We start from the raw sequence: 17,835 nt of genomic DNA, 5'->3' as shown, positions 1-17,835 counted from the left end.
GCGCAGCGCTGCCCTCCGATCGGCGGTCGCCCGTGTGGCGGCGATCGCCGGGAGCGGCCCTGTCGCAGGGTGCCGGCAGCCCGCGACGTGGCCGGCAGACGCATTCCGCGCGCGCCGGGCGTCCGGTGCATACGGGTGGCGCAGGCTGCCCTGCCGCGGGAGATCATGCGCTGTCCGGGAGCGCGGCTGACCACGTCGCTGGGTGCCCACCGTGGTCACCGTCGGCGCCGCAGCCCGAAAGCAAATCAAAGCCACCCGCGCTAGCATGCGCGCGCCCGCGTCATGCGGGCGCATCCCGACTTCGCCGATGACCGACGCCCTGCGCCGATTCCTGTCCTCCCGCTGGCCGTGGGCGCTGTGCCTGCTGCCGCTGGTGCTGCTGCTGCCGCCGATCCCGATCGACGAGACGCGCTACCTCACCGCGACCTGGGAGATGACGCTGTCCGGCCACTGGCTGGTGCCGACCGTCAACGGCGTGGTCTACACCGACAAGTCGCCGTTCCTGTTCTGGCTGATCGCGCTTGGCTGGAAGGCGTTCGGCGTGCACACCTGGGTGGCGCGCGCGCTGGCGCTCGGCGTTACCTGGGCGATGCTCGAACTGCTGCGCCGCCTCGCGCGCCGCCTCGCCCTGGACGACGCGGCGATGTGGCTGCTGGCCGGCTGCTTCGGCATCGCCATCTTCGCCGGCGCGATCATGTTCGACCTGCTGCTGGCGGCGTGCGTGCTGCTGGCGATGCACGCGCTGCTCGACCTCGATGCCGCGCGCTGGCGGCGCGGCATCGGCGTGCTCGGCCTCGCCGTCGGCCTGGGCGTGCTGGCCAAGGGCCCGGTGGTGCTGCTGCACGTGGCCGGCGCGGCGCTGCTGGCGCCGTGGTGGAGCGCCACCGCGCGCGCGTCGAAGGCGCGCTGGTATGCCGCGCTGGCCGCGGGCATCGGCATCGGTGCCGCGATCGCGCTGGCCTGGCTGCTGCCGGCGGCGCTGATCGGCGGCGAGGCGTACTGGCAGCCGCTGCTGGCGAAGGTGAGCGGCCGCCTGCACGCGAGCTTCGCGCACGCGCGCCCGCTGTGGTGGTACCTGCCGTTGCTGCCGGTGCTGCTGCTGCCGTGGACGCTGGCCCTGCGCGCGCCGCGCGCGGCGTGGGCGGCGCTGCCGCGCGAGCGCGCGGGACGCTTCGCGCTGGCGTGGTTCGTGCCGCCGTTCCTCGCTTTCTGCCTGATCAGCGGCAAGCAGGTGCACTACCTGGTGCCTCTGCTGCCGGCGCTGGCGCTGGGCGGCGCGGTGGTGCTGGGGCAGGCCGGCGCGCGCGTCGCCGCGCGCCTGTACGCGCTGCTCGCGCTCGCGGCCGCGGCCGGCGTCGCCGTGCTGCCGTGGTGGGCGGCGCGCAAATACGGCTTCGACGCGCAGCCCGCGCTGGCGCTGCTCGCGCTGGTGCCGCTGGTGGTCGCGGTCGGGCTGTGGCGCGGCGCGCGCGCCGCGACGCCGCGCGGCATCGCGCTGGCGTCGACCGCACTGGGCGCGGCCGTGCTGCTGGGCGGCACGCTGGCGCTCGCGCCCGCGCTCGACGTCGGCCCGACCGCGCGCTTCATCGCCGCGGCGCAGGCCGAGGGGCGCCCGATCGCGCACATCGAATGGCACAACGGCCTGTTCGGCTACGTGGGCCGCCTGCGCCAGCCGCTGCCGGTGATCGCGCGCGAGGAAGTGCGCGCATGGTGCTTCGCGCATCCCGACGGCTACGTGATCGCCAGCGACGGCAGCGACGAACCCAGGGGCGTCGCCCCTTGGCGCACCTGGCCCTACTTCAACAGCGGCCACCGCCGCATCGGCGTCTGGCGCGCGGCGGATCTGGTCGCGGCGCAGGCGGCGCCATGACGAAGCGCGCCGGGCACGCTGCGCTTTTCCGTCCCGGCGCCGAGAGTTCGCGACAAGCGGGACAAGCGAGGCACGCGAGGCACGCGAGGCAGGCGGGACAAGCAGGACAAGCAGGACAAGCAGGACAAGCGTCGCCGACCCCGTTCTCTTCCCCTCTCCCCAACGGGGAGAGAGCAGGGTGAAGGGGACGCGCGCAGCGCGCGCTTTCGTCTTTGTTGAAACGAACAGCGGCCGTCCTGCGGACGGCACCCCCCTCACACCGACCCTCTCCCCGCCGGGGAGAGGGAGACAAGAAGCCGTGCCTGGACTCCGCGCCGCGTCTTCGTGCTTCCCCGCTTCCCGCCGGAGCGAGGGAGACAGGCAACCGCGTGTTCGTCCAGGCCCGTCCGCCGCGCCCGCTCAGAAATTCGGCTTCAGCGGCGCGGCGTCGTAGCGGGCCACGCAGGCATCGATCTCGGCGCGCGCGTCGTCCGCGCCGCCCCAGCCGTCGAGCTTCACCCACTTGCCCTTCTCGAGATCCTTGTAGTGCTCGAAGAAGTGGCCGATGCGCTGCAGCCAGTGCCCCGACACCTGGCCGATGTCGGCGATGTGCGCGTAGCCGGCGAACACCTTGGCGACGGGCACCACCACCAGCTTCTCGTCGCTGCCGGCCTCGTCGCTCATGCGCAGGATGCCGACCGGACGGCAGCGGATCACCGCGCCCGGCACCAGCGGCAGCGGCAGGATCACCAGCGCGTCCAGCGGATCGCCGTCGCCGCCCAGCGTGTGCGGCACGTAGCCGTAGTTGCAGGGATAACGCATCGGCGTGGACAGGATGCGGTCGACGAAGATCGCGCCCGAAGCCTTGTCCACCTCGTACTTGACCGGCTCGGCGTCCTTCGGGATCTCGATGACGACGTTGATCTCGTTCGGCACGTCGCGGCCGGCGGGAACCAGGTCGAGGCCCATGGGTGTTGCTCCTGCGCAATCCGGGGGAAAAGACCGGAAAGCATACGGCAATCCGTGTTGCGCCGCACCAATCGCGCGGCTGGGCGGGCCGCGCCGCGTGGCTTACCCTTGTCGGATACGCAGGGCAGGGGACGTCATGCCGCTCAGTTGGAACGAGATCAAGGACCGCGCGCTGCGCTTCTCGCGCGAATGGGCGGACGAGGCCTCCGAGGACGCCGAGGCCAAGAGCTTCTGGGACGGCTTCTTCGACGTGTTCGGCGTGCCGCGCCGCCGCGTCGCCGCCTTCGAGCGCAAGGTGAAGAAGCTCGACGGCAACGACGGCTACATCGACCTGCTGTGGAAGGGCGTGCTGCTGGTCGAGCACAAGTCGCGCGGCAAGGACCTCGACCGCGCCCACGCGCAGGCGCGCGACTACTTCCACGGCCTCAGCGACGCCGAGCTGCCGAAGTACCTGCTGGTGTCCGACTTCGCGCGCTTCCGCCTGTACGACCTCGAAGGCGGCGAGTCGCCGGCCGAGTTCGCGCTGAAGGACCTGCACAAACACGTGCGCCGCTTCGGCTTCATCGCCGGCTACCAGGCGCGCAGCTTCAAGGAAGAAGACCCGGTCAACGTCAAGGCGGCCGAGCGCATGGGCCGGCTGCACGACGCGCTGAAGGCCTCCGGCTACGACGGCCATGCGCTGGAAGTGCTGCTGGTGCGCCTGCTGTTCTGCCTGTTCGCCGACGACACCGGCATCTTCCCGCGCGCATCGTTCCAGGAGCTGATCGCGCGCACGCGCGCGGACGGCGGCGACCTCGGCCCCGCGCTGGCGCAGTTGTTCCAGGTGCTCGACCGCGCGCCCGACCGCCGCCAGGCCACGCTGGAGCCGCAGCTCGCCGAATTCCCCTACGTCAACGGCCGCCTGTTCGCCGAGCCGCTGCCGCTGGCCGCGTTCGACGCCGCCACGCGCACGCTGCTGCTCGACGCCGCCGCGCTGGACTGGAGCCGCATCAGCCCGGCGATCTTCGGCTCGATGTTCCAGTCGGTGATGGACGCCAAGGCGCGGCGCAACCTCGGCGCGCACTACACCAGCGAGAAGAACATCCTCAAGCTGATCGGCCCGCTGTTCCTCGACGAACTGAAGGCCGAGCTGGCGCGCATCGGCCACGACGCCAACAAGCTGAAGGGCTTCCACGTCCGGCTGGCGCACCTGCGCTTCCTCGATCCGGCCTGCGGCTGCGGCAACTTCCTCGTCATCGCTTACCGCGAGATCCGCCTGCTGGAACTGGAAGTGCTGGAACGCCTGTACGCGCGCCAGGGTTCGGTGTTCAAGGGCGTCAGCGAGCACGTCGCCGTGGACGTGGACCAGTTCTACGGCATCGAGATCGAGGAATTCCCCGCGCAGATCGCCCAGGTCGCGCTGTGGCTGATGGACCACCAGATGAACCTGCGCGTCGCCGAGCAGTTCGGCGAATACTTCGCGCGCCTGCCGCTCACCAAGTCGCCGACCATCGTCCACGGCAACGCGCTGCGCATCGACTGGAACAGCGTGGTGCCGAAGGAGCAGTTGAGCTACATCCTCGGCAATCCGCCGTTCGTGGGGAAGAAAGAACAGAGCGCGGCACAGAAGACCGACATGGCGCAGGTTTTCCAAGGTGTGAAGGGTGCCGGCGTGCTGGATTTCGTGGCGGCGTGGTACCTGCTGGCTGCGAAGTACGTCCAGGACACCGCGATCCGCTGCGCTTTCGTCTCGACCAACTCGATCACGCAGGGCGAGCAGGTCGGAGTTCTCTGGTCGGAACTATACAAGCGCGGAATCCACATTCGGTTTGCGCACCGCACGTTCAAATGGAGCAACGAAGCACGCGGCAGGGCGGCGGTGCACTGCGTGATCATCGGATTTGCGTCTCTCACAAGCGCCGCGAGGCAATTGTTCGACTACGAGCGTGTAGACGGCGAACCACACCTTGTCAGCGCCACGCGAATCAACCCTTATCTGGTGGATGCGCCGGAAGTATTCCTATCGAAACGATCTACTCCCGTGTCCGCAGCTCCAGAGATCGCTTTTGGAAGCATGCCAAACGATGGCGGGAACCTCCTCCTCAGCGACGATGAAAAGGCCGCGCTCATCGCGCAAGAGCCAGGAGCGGAAAGATGGGTCAAGCCGTTCCTGGGCTCGGAGGAGTTCATCAACGGCATCGGACGTTGGTGTTTGTGGCTAGTCGACATTGCGCCTAACGAGTTGCGCAACTTGCCCAACGTTGCCGCCAGGGTTGCGGCGGTGAGGCAGATTCGCGTCGAGAGTACGCGTGCAACGACAAATGCACTGGCAGCAACGCCCGCACTGTTTGGCGAAATTCGTCAACCGGCAGCTCGCTATATCGCCGTGCCCAAGACATCCTCGGAGAACCGCGCATTCATCCCGATGGGATTCCTCGACCAAGATGTAGTCGCGAGTACCGAACTGTTCACTATCGCAGGAGGGTCCCTGTTCGACTTTGGTGTGCTGACCTCGACGATGCACATGGCATGGGTGCGCGCGGTCTGCGGCCGACTCGAAAGTCGTTACCGCTACTCCGCCGGCATCGTCTACAACAACTTCCCCTGGCCCGAACCGGTGGACGACCGGCGCCGCGCCGCCATCGAGGCCGCCGCGCAGGGCGTGCTGGACACGCGTGCGCAGTTCCCGGACTCGACGCTGGCCGACCTCTACGACCCGCTGACCATGCCGCCCGCGCTGGTGAAGGCGCACCAGGCACTGGACCGCGCGGTGGACGCGGCCTACGTCGCCGCCGAGAAGGCGGCCGGACGCAAGGCGCCCAGGCTCGGCAGCGACGCCGAGCGCGTCGCCTTCCTGTTCGAGCGCTACCAGGCCCTCACCTCGCTGCTGCCCGCCGCGAAGCCTGCACGCACCCGCCGCCGCCGCGCCGCCGCCGACGCGTAGGGCGGAATCGCCGCGCCGCGGCGCTTCCGCCGTGCGGCATGCGTGCGGCGTGCGTGGGGCATGCGGCGGAAGCCGCTGCGCGGCTTCCGCCCTACGGACGGTTACCGCAAAAAAAGACGCCCCGCGCAGGGCGGGGCGTCTCGGTGACGCGTCGGGCCGCGGCTCAGAGCAGCGGGATCAGCAGCAGCGCGACGATGTTGATGATCTTGATCAGCGGGTTCACCGCCGGGCCGGCGGTGTCCTTGTACGGGTCGCCCACGGTGTCGCCGGTGACGGCGGCCTTGTGCGCGTCGGAACCCTTGCCGCCGTGGTGGCCGTCCTCGATGTACTTCTTGGCGTTGTCCCAGGCGCCGCCGCCGGTGGTCATCGAGATGGCGACGAACAGGCCGGTGACGATGGTGCCGATCAGCAGGCCGCCGAGCGCCTTCGGCCCGAGCAGCAGGCCGACCACCACCGGCACCACGACCGGCAGCAGCGAGGGCACGATCATTTCCTTGATCGCCGACTTGGTCAGCATGTCCACCGCCTTGTCGTACTGCGGCTTGCCGGTGCCCTGCATGATGCCGGCGATCTCGCGGAACTGGCGGCGCACTTCCTCGACCACCGCGCCGGCGGCGCGGCCGACCGCTTCCATCGCCATCGCGCCGAACAGGTAGGGGATCAGGCCGCCGATCAGCAGGCCGATGATCACCATGTGGTCGGACAGGTCGAAGCGCATCGCCTCGTAGGCGACGCCGCCCAGCGCGGCCTTGGCTTCACCCACGGCGTTGAGGTTGTGCGTGTAGTCGGCGAACAGCACCAGCGCGGCCAGCGCGGCGGAACCGATCGCATAACCCTTGGTCACCGCCTTGGTGGTGTTGCCGACCGCGTCCAGCGGATCGGTGACGGCGCGCACTTCCGGCGGCAGTTCGCTCATCTCGGCGATGCCGCCGGCGTTGTCGGTGATCGGGCCGTAGGCGTCCAGCGCGACGATCATGCCGGCCATCGACAGCATCGCCGTGGCGGCGATGGCGATGCCGTACAGGCCGCCCAGCGCGTAGGCGCCCCAGATCGCCACGCACACGGCGATCACCGGCAGCGCGGTCGACTTCATCGACACGCCGAGGCCGGCGATGATGTTGGTGCCGTGGCCGGTGGTCGAGGCCTGCGCGATGTGCCGCACCGGCTTGAACTGCGTGCCGGTGTAGTACTCGGTGATCCACACGATCGCGCCGGTCAGAGCCAGGCCGATCAGCGAGCAGCAGAACAGCGCGTGGCTGGAAATCGCCAGGCCGTCCGCGGTGGCCAGCCCCTCGGGCAGCAGGTTGCCGGTGACGAACCAGAACGCGACCGCCGAGAGCAGCGCCGAGACGATCACGCCCTTGTACAGCGCGCCCATGATCGAGCCGCCGGCCTTCACCTTGACGAAGAAGGTGGCGATGATCGAGGCGATGATCGACACGCCGCCCAGCACCAGCGGGTACAGCACGGCGTTGGCGTTGTTGGCGAAGGTCAGGCCGGCCAGCAGCATGGTCGCGATCACCGTGACCGCGTAGGTCTCGAAAAGGTCGGCGGCCATGCCGGCGCAGTCGCCGACGTTGTCGCCGACGTTGTCGGCGATCACCGCCGGGTTGCGCGGATCGTCCTCGGGGATGCCGGCCTCGACCTTGCCGACCAGGTCGGCGCCGACGTCGGCGCCCTTGGTGAAGATGCCGCCGCCGAGGCGCGCGAAGATCGAGATCAGCGAAGAGCCGAACGCCAGGCCGACCAGCGCGTGCAGCGCGGCCTCGCCCTCGATGCCGGACTTCTGCAGCGCCAGCCAGTAGCCGGCGACGCCGACCAGGCCGAGGCCGACCACCAGCATGCCGGTGATCGCGCCGCCGCGGAAGGCGACGTCCATCGCCCGGCTCAGCCCGGCGCGCGCGGCTTCGGCGGTGCGCACGTTGGCGCGCACCGAGACGTTCATGCCGATGTAGCCGGCCGCGCCCGAGAGCAGCGCGCCGATCACGAAGCCGATCGCGGTCGGCCAGTTGAGGAAGAAGCCGATCACCACGAACAGCACCACGCCGACCAGGCCGATGGTGGTGTACTGGCGGTTGAGATAGGCGCGCGCGCCTTCCTGGATCGCCGCCGCGATTTCCTGCATGCGCGCATTGCCGGCGCCCTGCGCCAGCACCCAGCGGACCGAGAACGCGCCATACAGGATCGCGACGACCGCGCACGCGAGCGCGATCCACAAGCCGTACTGCTGCAGCATCGAACCTCTCCCCATGAACGTGGACAAAAAAGGGCCGCCCCGGGCGGGCGGCTGCGCAAAGTATAGCCAGCGCACGCGCGCGGGCTTTGTGCGCCGCAGCGCAGCATAGCCGAGGCGGTACACTGGGCGCTTGCCTTTCTCCACTGCATCCGCCGGGGTCGCCATGTCCGCATCGAGCATCGCCGAACGCCGCGCCGCCTTCCGCCGCCTGCACGAGCGCGGCTGCTTCGTGATCCCGAACGCGTGGGACCCCGGTTCCGCGCGCGGGCTGCAGCAGCTCGGCTTCGCGGCGCTGGCCAGCACCAGCGCCGGCTACGCCTTCTCGCGCGCGCGCGCCGACGGCGTGCCGGGCGTCGAGGAAGTGCTGGCGCACCTGCGCGACCTGGTCGCGGCGACGCCGCTGCCGGTCAACGCCGATTTCGAGGACGGCCACGCGCGCGATCCCGGTACGCTCGCCGCCAACGTGCGCCGCTGCGTCGACACCGGCGTCGCCGGTCTGTCCATCGAGGACTCCACCGGCGACGCCGCGCAGCCGCTGTACCCGCTGGAGGAAGCGGTCGCGCGCATGCGTGCGGCGCGCGCGGCGATCGACGCCGCGGGCGGCGACGTGCTGCTGGTCGGCCGCGCCGAATGCTTCCTGGTCGGCCATCCGGATCCGCTGAACGAATCGCTGCGCCGCCTGCGCGCCTACGCGGAAGCCGGCGCCGACTGCCTGTTCGCGCCGGGCCTGCGCACGGAGGAACAGATCGCCGCGGTGGTCGCGGCGGTGGCGCCGAAGCCGGTCAACGTGCTGGTCGGCGGGCCGGCGCCGTTCGACCTGGCGCGGCTGGCCGAGCTGGGCGTGCGCCGCGTCAGCGTCGGCGGCGGGCTCTACCGCGCCGCCTGGGCCGGCTTCATGCACGCCGCGCGCGGGCTGGCCGAGGGCCGCTTCGACGGCCTCGCCGGCGCGACCCCGCACGGCGAGCTGGACGCGCTGTTCCGCGCGGCACCGCGCGGCTGAGCGATGGTGCGCGGCGCAGCCGCGCGGCTCATGCGCCGATCGCGTAGGCGGGCAGCTTCTTCGCCACCGCGGCGTTCCGCAGGCGCACGTACCTGGGCAGGCCGTCGGCGCCGTAGGGCGGCGCGGCCTCGCCGCGGATCAGCGGCGCGAGGTAGCGGCGCGCGGCGGCGGTGATGCCGTAGCCGTCGCGGCGGATGTAGCCGGCCGGCAGCTTCTTCTCGCGGTTGGCGATCTTCGCCAGCGGCGCCGGCGCGATCTTCCAGCGGTAGGGCGCATCGGACGTGCGCACGATTACCGGCATCACCGCGTTCGCGCCGGCCAGCGCGTACTCGACCGCGGCCTTGCCGACCGCCCAGGCCTGGTCGTGGTCGGTCTGCGACGCGGCGTGCCGCGCCGAGCGCTGCAGGTAGTCGGGCAGCGCCCAGTGGTACTTGTAGCCGAGCTTGGCCTTGACCAGCGCCGCCAGTGCCGGCGCCACGCCGCCGAGCTGGCTGTGGCCGAATGCGTCGCGCGTGCCGGCCTCGGCGAGGAACTGGCCCTCGGCGTTCTTCAGACCCTCGGAGGCCACCACCACGCAGTAGCCGACGCGCTCGACGGTGGCCTTCACGCGCGCCAGGAACGCGTCCTCGTCGAAGGCGATCTCCGGGAACAGGATCAGGTGCGGCGCGTCGTCGGGTCCGCTGCCGGCGAGGCCGGCGGCCGCGGCGATCCAGCCGGCGTGGCGGCCCATCACCTCGAGGATGAACACCTTGGTCGAGGATTCGTACATCGAGGCGACGTCGAGGCCCGCCTCCAGCACCGACAGCGCGGTGTACTTCGCCACCGAGCCGAAGCCGGGGCAGCAGTCGGTGACGGCGAGGTCGTTGTCGACGGTCTTCGGCACGCCGATGCAGGCGACCTCGTAGCCGAGCGCCTTGCCGACCTGCGAGAGCTTGTGCGCGGTGTCGGCGGAGTCGTTGCCGCCGTTGTAGAGGAACCAGCGCACGTCGTGCGCGCGCAGCACGTCGATCAGGCGCGCGTACTGCGCGCGGTTTTCCTCGATCGACTTCAGCTTGTAGCGGCACGAGCCGAACGCGCCGCCCGGCGTCCACGCCAGCGCGCGGATCGCCGCGGCGGATTCCTTCGAGGTATCGATCAGCTCCTCGCGCAGCGCGCCGAGGATGCCGTTGCGCGCGGCGTACACCTTCACGCCGCGCTTGCGCGCCGCGTCGATCACCGCCGCCGCGGTGGTGTTGATCACGGCGGTGACGCCGCCCGACTGCGCGTACAGCAGCTTGCCCTGGGGCATGGTCCGTCTCCCGTCGTGGTGGCCGCCGGCACCGGCGCGGCCCGGCGTTTCCCTTGCAATTCCGCAGTCTGCGGCGCGGCGGCGACTTTCGTCGGTTTGACGCGGGCCCCGTCGAGCCGTTAGCGTTAGCCGCGATTTTTCCCTCTCAAGTCTACCGGATGCGCGCGGCCTGCCGCGGCATTGCGGAAGGATTCCGGACTCCCATGCGACTCGTGTTACTCGGCGCGCCCGGCTCGGGCAAGGGCACCCAGGCCGCCCGCCTCAAGACGGAACTGAAGGTGCCGCACATCTCCACCGGCGATCTGCTGCGCGCCGCGGTCGCCGCCGGCACGCCGCTGGGGCTGAAGGCCAAGGCGGTGATGGAGGCGGGCCAACTGGTGTCCGACGACATCGTGCTGGGCATGCTGGAGGAGCGCGTCTCGCGGCCCGACGCGCAGGCCGGCTTCATCCTCGACGGCTACCCGCGCAACCTGGCCCAGGCCGATGCGCTGGACGGCCTGCTGGCGCGGCTGGGCCAGCCGCTGGACGCGGTGGTCAAGCTGAAAGTGCCGAGCGAGGTGATCGTCGGCCGCACCGAGATCCGCTTCAAGGCCGAAGGTCGCGCCGACGACAACCCGGAGACGGTGCGCAAGCGCCTCGCCGTGTACGCCGAGCAGACCGCGCCGGTGGCCGACTACTACGCCAGGCGCGGCAAGCTGCAGGTGGTCGACGGCGTCGGCGCCATGGACGAGGTCTACGCGCGCATCCTCGCCGCGCTCTCGCGGCGCAGCGCGGCCAACGCCTGAGGCCCGCACGCGCGGCCCGAGGCTTTCCCCGGCGTCTTCCGCACGCGGTCGCCGCGCGCGTCGCGCGCGTGCCGGCCGCGCCGCGGCCGGCGGCCCGATGTCGTAGTCTTGGGCGCCTGACACCAGCGGCGGGCCGCCGCGGAAGCGAACCGATGCGCGAACTGTTTCCCGTCATACGCGATCTCTGCCTGCTGCGGCGCGGCCCGCAGGACCTGCCCTATGCGCCGCACCTGCCGGCCCTGCTGGGGCTGGCGCTGATCGTGCTGCAGGTGCTGGCCGGCGGCCTGCGCAAGGGCGTCGGCGAGGGCCTGGCGGGCGGCGTGCTGTCGGTGCTGTTCATGCTCGGCGCGCTGTACGCGCTGCTCGCCCTGCGCGGCCAGCGCGCGCGCTACGTGCAGGCGGCGGGCGCGCTGCTCGGCGTGCTGCTGGCGTTCTCGCTGCTGGCGCTGCCGCTGGCGCTGCTGATGGGGCCGAACGTCGACGTGATGCATCCGACCGCGCTGCAGATGCTGCTGATCTGGCCGCTGCTCGGCCTGGCGATCTGGCAACTGTGCGCGATCGCGCACGTGCTGCGCCACGCGCTCGACGTGCCGTTCGCCGGCGGCGTGCTGCTGGCGCTGCTGCTCGGCCTCGGCAACTATGTGCTGGTGCAGGCCACGTTCCCGGCCTGATCCGCGCCACGCTGCGAGCACCGCCCGACATGCGCATCCACATCCTCGGCATCTGCGGCACCTTCATGGGCGGCGTCGCCGCGCTGGCGCGCGAACTCGGCCACACGGTGGAAGGTTCCGACGCCAACGTGTATCCGCCGATGAGCACCCAGCTCGAGGCGCTCGGCATCGCGCTGAAGTCCGGCTATGCCGCCGCGCACCTGCAGCCGGCGCCGGACCTGGTGATCGTCGGCAACGCGCTGTCGCGCGGCAATCCGGCGATCGAGCACGTGCTGGACGCGCGCCTGCCCTACGTCTCCGGGCCGCAGTGGCTGGGCGAGACGCTGCTGCGCGAGCGCGAGGTGCTGGCGGTGGCCGGCACGCACGGCAAGACCACCACCACCAGCCTGCTGGCGCACCTGCTGGAAAGCGCCGGGCTGGCGCCGGGCTTCCTGGTCGGCGGCGTGCCGGGCAATTTCGGCGTGTCGGCGCGGCTGGGTGGAAAGCCCCCCTCCCCTCGGGAGAGGGGGCGGGGTGGGGATTCGGCGCCGCGCGCGGAACCCGCACCCTCATCCGGCGCTGCGCCATTTGTCATCGAGGCGGACGAGTACGACACCGCGTTCTTCGACAAGCGCTCGAAGTTCGTGCACTACCGCCCGCGCGTCGCCATCCTCAACAACCTCGAGTACGACCACGCCGACATCTTCCCCGACGTCGCCGCGATCCAGCGCCAGTTCCACCACCTGGTGCGCACCGTGCCCGGCAACGGCCGGCTGATCGTCAACGCCGAGGACGAGCGTCTCGCCGAGGTGCTGGCGATGGGTTGCTGGACGCCGGTCGAGACCTTCGGCATCGCGCGCGGCGACTGGCGCGCGCGGTTGATCGAAGCCGACGGCTCGGCGTTCGCGGTGACGCGCGGCGGCGTCGCGGTCGGCGAGGTGCGCTGGCCGCTGCTCGGCCGCCACAACGTGATGAACGCGCTGGCCGCGCTGGCCGCCGCGGCCGCGGCGGGCGCCGATCCGGCCGCGCTGCTGCCGGCGTTCGCCGGCTTCGCCAGCGTCAAACGGCGCATGGAGCTGGTCGGCGAGCACGCCGGCGTGCGCGTCTACGACGACTTCGCGCACCACCCGAACGCGATCGCCACCACGCTGGCCGGCCGGCGCGCGCGCGTCGGCGCGGCGCGCATCGTGGTCGCGCTGGAGCCGCGCTCGAACTCGATGCGGCTCGGCGCGCACGCCGCCGGGCTGGCGCCCAGCCTGCGCGACGCCGACGCGGTGGTGTTCCTGCACCGCCCCGAGCTGCCGTGGGACGCCGAGTGCGTCACCGCCGCGCTGGACGGCCGCGGCCGCAGCGCGCCGACGGTGGACGCGCTGATCGCCGCGCTGCTGGAACAGGCGCGCCCCGGCGACCACGTCGTGTTCATGTCCAACGGCGGCTTCGAGGCCGCCCCGCGCCGCTTCGCCGAGGCGCTGCGGGCGGCGCGCTGAGCGGCCGAACCCGCCGCGGCGCGGGTGCTAGACTCGCCGCGTGGCGCTCCCCGACATCCCGCTGTTCCCGATGTCTGCCGTGCTGTTTCCCGGCGGGCCGCTGCAGTTGCGCATCTTCGAGCCGCGCTATCTCGACATGGTGCGCGAATGCGCGCGCGCGGGCCAGGGCTTCGGCGTGTGCCTGATCCTGCAGGGCGGCGAGGTCGGCGAGCCGGCGCTGCCGGCGGCGGTCGGCACGCTGGCGCGCATCACCGATTTCTACACCTTGCCCGACGGCCTGCTCGGCATAACCGCCGAGGGCGGCGCGCGTTTCCGCGTGCTGAGCACGCGCGTGCGCGACAACGGGCTGGTGCACGGCGAGGTGCGCTTCTGGCCGGACGAGCCGCAGTTGCCGGTGCCGCCCGAGCACGGCCTGCTGCCGACCATCCTCGAGCGCCTGGTCGAGCAGCTCGGCCCGCACTACGAGGACGCGCCGCGCGCCTGCTACGACGACGCCAGTTGGGTCGGCTTCCGCCTCGCCGAGCTGCTGCCGCTGACCCACGGCGAGCGCCAGCAGATGCTCGAAGTGACCGATCCACTCGAACGCCTGCGCGCCCTGCGCGACAGCCTGCCGAGGTTCCAGCGCGCATGACCGACACCCTGCAAGGCAAGACCCTGTTCATCACCGGCGCCTCGCGCGGCATCGGCTTGGCGATCGCGCTGCGCGCCGCGCGCGACGGCGCCAACGTCGCGGTCGCGGCCAAGAGCGCGGTGCCGAATCCGAAGCTGCCCGGCACCATCCACAGCGCCGCCGCCGAGATCGAGGCGGCCGGCGGGCAGGCGCTGGCGCTGAAGATGGACATCCGCGAGGAGGCCGAGGTGCAGGCCGCGGTGGCGGCCACGGTCGAGCGCTTCGGCGGCATCGACATCCTGGTCAACAACGCCAGCGCGATCTGGCTGGCCGGCACCGCCGGCACGCCGATGAAGCGCTTCGACCTGATGCACCAGGTCAACACGCGCGGCACCTTCATGGTCACCCAGGCCTGCCTGCCGCACCTGAAGAAGGCGGCCAATCCGCACGTGCTGATGCTGTCGCCGCCGCTGAACCTGAAGCCGCGCTGGTTCCAGGCGCATACCGCCTACACCATCGCCAAGTACGGCATGAGCATGTGCGTGCTGGGCATGAGCGCGGAATTCGCCCGCGACGGCGTCGCGGTCAACGCGCTGTGGCCGAGGACGGTGATCGCCACCGCCGCGATCGCCATGCTCGGCGGCATGGTGCGGCCGGAGAACTGCCGCATGCCGGAGATCGTCGCCGACGCCGCGCACCGCGTCCTGACCCGACCGGCGCGCGCGTTCAGCGGGCACTTCTGCATCGACGAGGAGGTGCTGCGCGAGGCCGGCACCGCGGACTTCGCGCGCTACGCGGTGCAGCCGGGCGCGCAATTGCTGCCCGACTTCTTCCTCGACTGAGCCGGCGCCGCGGCCGGACTTGAACGCGTCCGGGCGCGCCCCGAACTTCCCGGCGTTGCCGCTGCCGGAGCGAAGCCGATGAAATACCTGCACAGCATGGTGCGCGTGCGCGATCTCGACGCCGCGCTGCGTTTCTATTGCGACGGCCTCGGCCTGCGCGAGGTGCGCCGGCGCGACTATCCGCAGGGCAGGTTCACCCTGGTGTTCCTGGCCGCGCCGGACAGTCCCGAGGCGGAGCTGGAGCTGACCCACAACTGGGACTCGGCGGAGGACTACGGCTCGGCGCGCAACTTCGGCCACCTCGCCTTTCGCGTCGACGACATCTACGCCCTCTGCGCACGCCTGCAGGCGATGGGCGTCGCCATCAACCGCCCGCCGCGCGACGGCCACATGGCGTTCGTGCGCTCGCCCGACCTGATCTCGATCGAGCTGCTGCAGAAGGGCGACGCGCTGCCGCCGCGCGAGCCGTGGGCGTCGATGCCCAATACGGGCAACTGGTAAACGCCCCGGGATCGGAGTAGGAGTACGCGAGGCAGCGTGCCGCAGGGCCGCAAACGGCCGTTTTTACGGCTCTTCCGCACGATGACCGGTATTGATGCCGGTCAACATGGCGCCCCGATCCGGCGTCAAATAATGCAACGCGTGTTTCCCGCCGGAACGTCTGCCCGGCGCACGGCGTTCCCGCGTATGGCGGGAAACCGGCAGCCCGGTCGGAGCCCTGGCTTCTGCCTGAGCAGCTCGTGACTGGTGGGGTAGCGCCGGGTTCGCCCGTCGTCGCGACGGCGGAACGGGCGCCATGCGTGCGAGGAAGCCATGGGCGTGCAGGGAAATGGAGCATCCACCCGCAGCCTGGCGTGGTTCGGCGCCCCGGACCCGCAGGTGCACCGCGCGCTGGCGGAAGCGGGTTGGCGCGTCCTGCCGATCGACCTGCGGCGCGACGACGGCTCCGCCATCATCCGCGGCACCGACGCCTGGGTCGCGCTGGTCGAATTCGACGCCGAGACGCCGCTGCGCAACGTCGAGCGCCTGGCGGCGCAGCATCCGGAGGTGCAGTGGCTGGCGCTGGTGCACGCGGACGACCTGGCCAAGCCGGCGGTGCGCGACCTGATCCGCTACGCCTTCTTCGACTACTTCACGTTGCCGCTCGACGTCGGCCAACTGTGCATGGCGCTCGGCCACGCCTGGGGCAAGGCGCAGCTCGGCCGCGACGCCGGCCCGCTGCGCGGCAACGACCTCGACGGCGTGATCGGCGCCAGCCGCGTCATGCACGCGCTCGCGCTCAGGATCCGCAAGTTCGTGCCGGTCGACGTGTCGGTGCTGATCACCGGCGAAACCGGCACCGGCAAGGAGCTGGCCGCGCGCACGCTGCACCGCTTCTCCGCGCGCAGCGCCGGGCCGTTCGCGGCCATCAATTGCGGCGCGCTGCCGGAGAAGCTGGTGCAGTCGGAGCTGTTCGGCCACGAGCGCGGCGCGTTCACCGACGCCGCCACGCGCAAGATCGGGCGCATCGAGGCCGCGCACGGCGGCACCGTGTTCCTCGACGAGATCGGCGACCTGCCGCTGGAGGCGCAGTCCAACCTGCTGCGCTTCCTGCAGGACGGCACGATCGAGCGCGTCGGCAGCCACCAGTCGATCCGGGTGGATGCGCGCGTGGTCGCCGCGACCCACGTCGACCTCGAGCAGGCCGTCGCCGAGCGGCGCTTCCGCGAGGACCTCTACTACCGCCTCAACGTGCTGCGCCTGCACATGCCGCCGCTGCGCGAGCGCGAGCGCGACATCGAACTGCTCGCCTGTCATTTCCTCGAGACGTTCCGCCAGGAGCACGGTACGCACGTGCGCGGCTTCAGCGAGGCGGCCAAGGAGGCGATGGCGGCGCATGCCTGGCCGGGCAACGTGCGCGAGCTGATGAACCGCGTGCGCCGCGCCGTGGTGATGGCCGAGGGCCCGCTGATCACGCCCGCGCATCTCGATCTGGCCGAGCCCGCCTACGTGATGCACGCGGTCTCGCTGGACAGCGCGCGCGATTGCGCCGAGCGCGACATGATCGTCGACTGCCTGCGCGAGACGCGCTTCAACGTCAGCGAATGCGCGCGGCGCCTGAAGGTGTCGCGGGTCACCGTCTACCGGCTGTGCAAGAAACATCGCGTCGCGCTCTCCGGCGATACGGGCTAGATGTGATCTCTCAGTAGGTTGTTCACCCGGGGCGAACCCGGGATTCTGGCGGTGCGACCCATTCAGCACCCACAGGAGCCCCGGATGAACCTGCATAAACATGCCCGTCTTACGCCGCGAGGTCGAGCCCTGCTTGTAGAGAGGGTGCTCAAACACGGCCTGCGCGTGGAGGAGGCCGCCCATGCGGCTGGGGTGAGCGTGCGCACGGCCTACAAGTGGCTGCAGCGTTTTCGCGAGGAGGGTACGGTGGGGCTGCTCGATCGTTCGTCCCGCCCCCATCGTTGCCCGCATGCCACGGCGACAGCGATCGCCCACCAGGTCATCGAGCACCGCCGTGAGCGCTGGACCTATCGACAGATCGCCCAGCACCTGGCGGTGGCGGCCAGCACGGTCGGCCGCCTGGTCAAGCGCGCAGGGCTCCATCGCTTGGCGGAACTCGAGCCGGCACACCCAACCAACCGCTACGAGTACCCCACGCCAGGCGATCTGCTGCATCTGGATATCAAGAAGCTGGGGCGCTTCTGGCGCCCCGGTCACCGCGTCACGGGTGAACGCCAGCACGCTTCGGACGGTGCCGGGTGGGAGTTTGTACACGTGGCCATCGACGACGCCTCGCGTGTGGCCTTTGGCACCATCGAGCCGGACGAACGCGGCCTGACCGCCTGCCGTGCCCTGCTCAAGACCTTGCGCTACTACCGCCAGTTGGGCGTGCGCTTCGCCCGGGTCATGACCGACAACGGCGCCTGCTACAAGTCGCGCGCTTTCAAGCGCCTGCTGCGCCGGCTCGGCCTGCGCCACGTACGCACCCGGCCCTACACGCCACGCACCAACGGCAAGGCCGAGCGCTTTATCCAGACCTCGCTGCGCGAGTGGGCCTATGCCCGCAGCTACGAGCACTCCGCGCAGCGTGCCGCGCATTGGCCGACATGGCTGCACCAGTACAACTGGCACCGTCCCCACGCCAGTCTCGGTTACCAGCCGCCGATCACCCGCATCGGCATGAACAACCTGTTGGGTTTACACA

General features: G+C 71.0%; 14 protein-coding genes. 11 read left to right on the top strand and 3 right to left on the bottom strand.

Going from position 1 to position 17,835, the window contains the following annotated elements; genetic code table 11:
* The first annotated feature begins 307 nt into the window (after nucleotides 1–307).
* On the top strand, nucleotides 308–1,870 hold the full coding sequence (locus ABFC67_RS07040) for a glycosyl transferase (protein ID WP_346737282.1): 1,563 nt from the start codon (nucleotides 308–310) through the stop codon (nucleotides 1,868–1,870).
* Between the two features lie 399 nt (nucleotides 1,871–2,269).
* On the opposite strand, the gene ppa is transcribed toward ABFC67_RS07040, so the two are convergent.
* Nucleotides 2,270–2,818, bottom strand: a complete 549-nt coding sequence (gene ppa, locus ABFC67_RS07035) for an inorganic diphosphatase (RefSeq protein WP_346737281.1) — start codon at nucleotides 2,816–2,818, stop codon at nucleotides 2,270–2,272.
* 136 nt (nucleotides 2,819–2,954) lie between these two features.
* Between ppa and ABFC67_RS07030 the strand changes: the two genes are divergently transcribed.
* Entirely contained in the window at nucleotides 2,955–5,741 is a 2,787-nt protein-coding gene (locus tag ABFC67_RS07030) for a DNA methyltransferase (RefSeq protein WP_346737280.1), read from the top strand.
* 163 nt (nucleotides 5,742–5,904) lie between these two features.
* Here the strand turns inward: ABFC67_RS07030 and ABFC67_RS07025 are convergent, their stop codons facing one another.
* Nucleotides 5,905–7,977 carry a sodium-translocating pyrophosphatase gene (locus tag ABFC67_RS07025; RefSeq protein ID WP_346737279.1) on the bottom strand — a complete coding sequence of 691 codons (2,073 nt, stop codon included), beginning with the start codon at nucleotides 7,975–7,977 and terminating at the stop codon, nucleotides 5,905–5,907.
* Between the two features lie 163 nt (nucleotides 7,978–8,140).
* Between ABFC67_RS07025 and ABFC67_RS07020 the strand changes: the two genes are divergently transcribed.
* Nucleotides 8,141–8,977 carry an isocitrate lyase/phosphoenolpyruvate mutase family protein gene (locus tag ABFC67_RS07020; RefSeq protein WP_346737278.1) on the top strand — a complete coding sequence of 279 codons (837 nt, stop codon included), beginning with the start codon at nucleotides 8,141–8,143 and terminating at the stop codon, nucleotides 8,975–8,977.
* 28 nt (nucleotides 8,978–9,005) lie between these two features.
* On the opposite strand, the gene ABFC67_RS07015 is transcribed toward ABFC67_RS07020, so the two are convergent.
* A complete protein-coding gene (locus tag ABFC67_RS07015; protein WP_346737277.1) occupies nucleotides 9,006–10,265 on the bottom strand; it encodes a 6-phosphofructokinase in 1,260 nt (419 codons plus the stop codon).
* Between the two features lie 203 nt (nucleotides 10,266–10,468).
* On the opposite strand from ABFC67_RS07015, the gene ABFC67_RS07010 reads away from it, so the two are divergent.
* From ABFC67_RS07010 to ABFC67_RS06975, 8 genes are all read left to right on the top strand, one after another.
* A complete protein-coding gene (locus ABFC67_RS07010; RefSeq protein ID WP_346737276.1) occupies nucleotides 10,469–11,050 on the top strand; it encodes an adenylate kinase in 582 nt (193 codons plus the stop codon).
* Nucleotides 11,051–11,202: 152 nt separating this feature from the next.
* Nucleotides 11,203–11,721, top strand: coding sequence for a hypothetical protein (locus ABFC67_RS07005; protein ID WP_346737275.1), 519 nt, complete (start codon nucleotides 11,203–11,205; stop codon nucleotides 11,719–11,721).
* A gap of 29 nt (nucleotides 11,722–11,750) precedes the next feature.
* Nucleotides 11,751–13,187 (top strand): UDP-N-acetylmuramate:L-alanyl-gamma-D-glutamyl-meso-diaminopimelate ligase, encoded by a 1,437-nt coding sequence (mpl, locus tag ABFC67_RS07000; RefSeq protein WP_346737274.1) that lies wholly within the window; start codon nucleotides 11,751–11,753, stop codon nucleotides 13,185–13,187.
* A 40-nt stretch (nucleotides 13,188–13,227) separates the two neighbouring features.
* The gene (locus ABFC67_RS06995; protein WP_346737273.1) at nucleotides 13,228–13,818 is read left to right on the top strand and encodes an LON peptidase substrate-binding domain-containing protein; all 591 of its coding nucleotides are present in this window, start codon (nucleotides 13,228–13,230) and stop codon (nucleotides 13,816–13,818) included.
* On the top strand, nucleotides 13,815–14,639 hold the full coding sequence (locus ABFC67_RS06990; RefSeq protein WP_346737272.1) for an NAD(P)-dependent oxidoreductase: 825 nt from the start codon (nucleotides 13,815–13,817) through the stop codon (nucleotides 14,637–14,639). Before ABFC67_RS06995 ends, ABFC67_RS06990 begins: the two co-directional genes overlap by 4 nt.
* A 78-nt stretch (nucleotides 14,640–14,717) precedes the next feature.
* A complete protein-coding gene (locus ABFC67_RS06985) occupies nucleotides 14,718–15,140 on the top strand; it encodes a VOC family protein (RefSeq protein WP_346737271.1) in 423 nt (140 codons plus the stop codon).
* A gap of 312 nt (nucleotides 15,141–15,452) precedes the next feature.
* Nucleotides 15,453–16,811 carry a sigma 54-interacting transcriptional regulator gene (locus ABFC67_RS06980; RefSeq protein ID WP_346737270.1) on the top strand — a complete coding sequence of 453 codons (1,359 nt, stop codon included), beginning with the start codon at nucleotides 15,453–15,455 and terminating at the stop codon, nucleotides 16,809–16,811.
* An 84-nt stretch (nucleotides 16,812–16,895) separates the two neighbouring features.
* Nucleotides 16,896–17,835 (top strand): IS481 family transposase (locus tag ABFC67_RS06975; protein ID WP_346737269.1); only part of this gene is annotated, 940 nt, incomplete at its 3' end.

This window comes from Mizugakiibacter sp. (genome assembly GCF_039680435.1).
Lineage (GTDB): Bacteria > Pseudomonadota > Gammaproteobacteria > Xanthomonadales > Rhodanobacteraceae > Mizugakiibacter.
The sequence above is the reverse complement of the archived record's forward strand: the minus strand, read 5'-3'. Positions and strand labels throughout refer to the sequence as shown.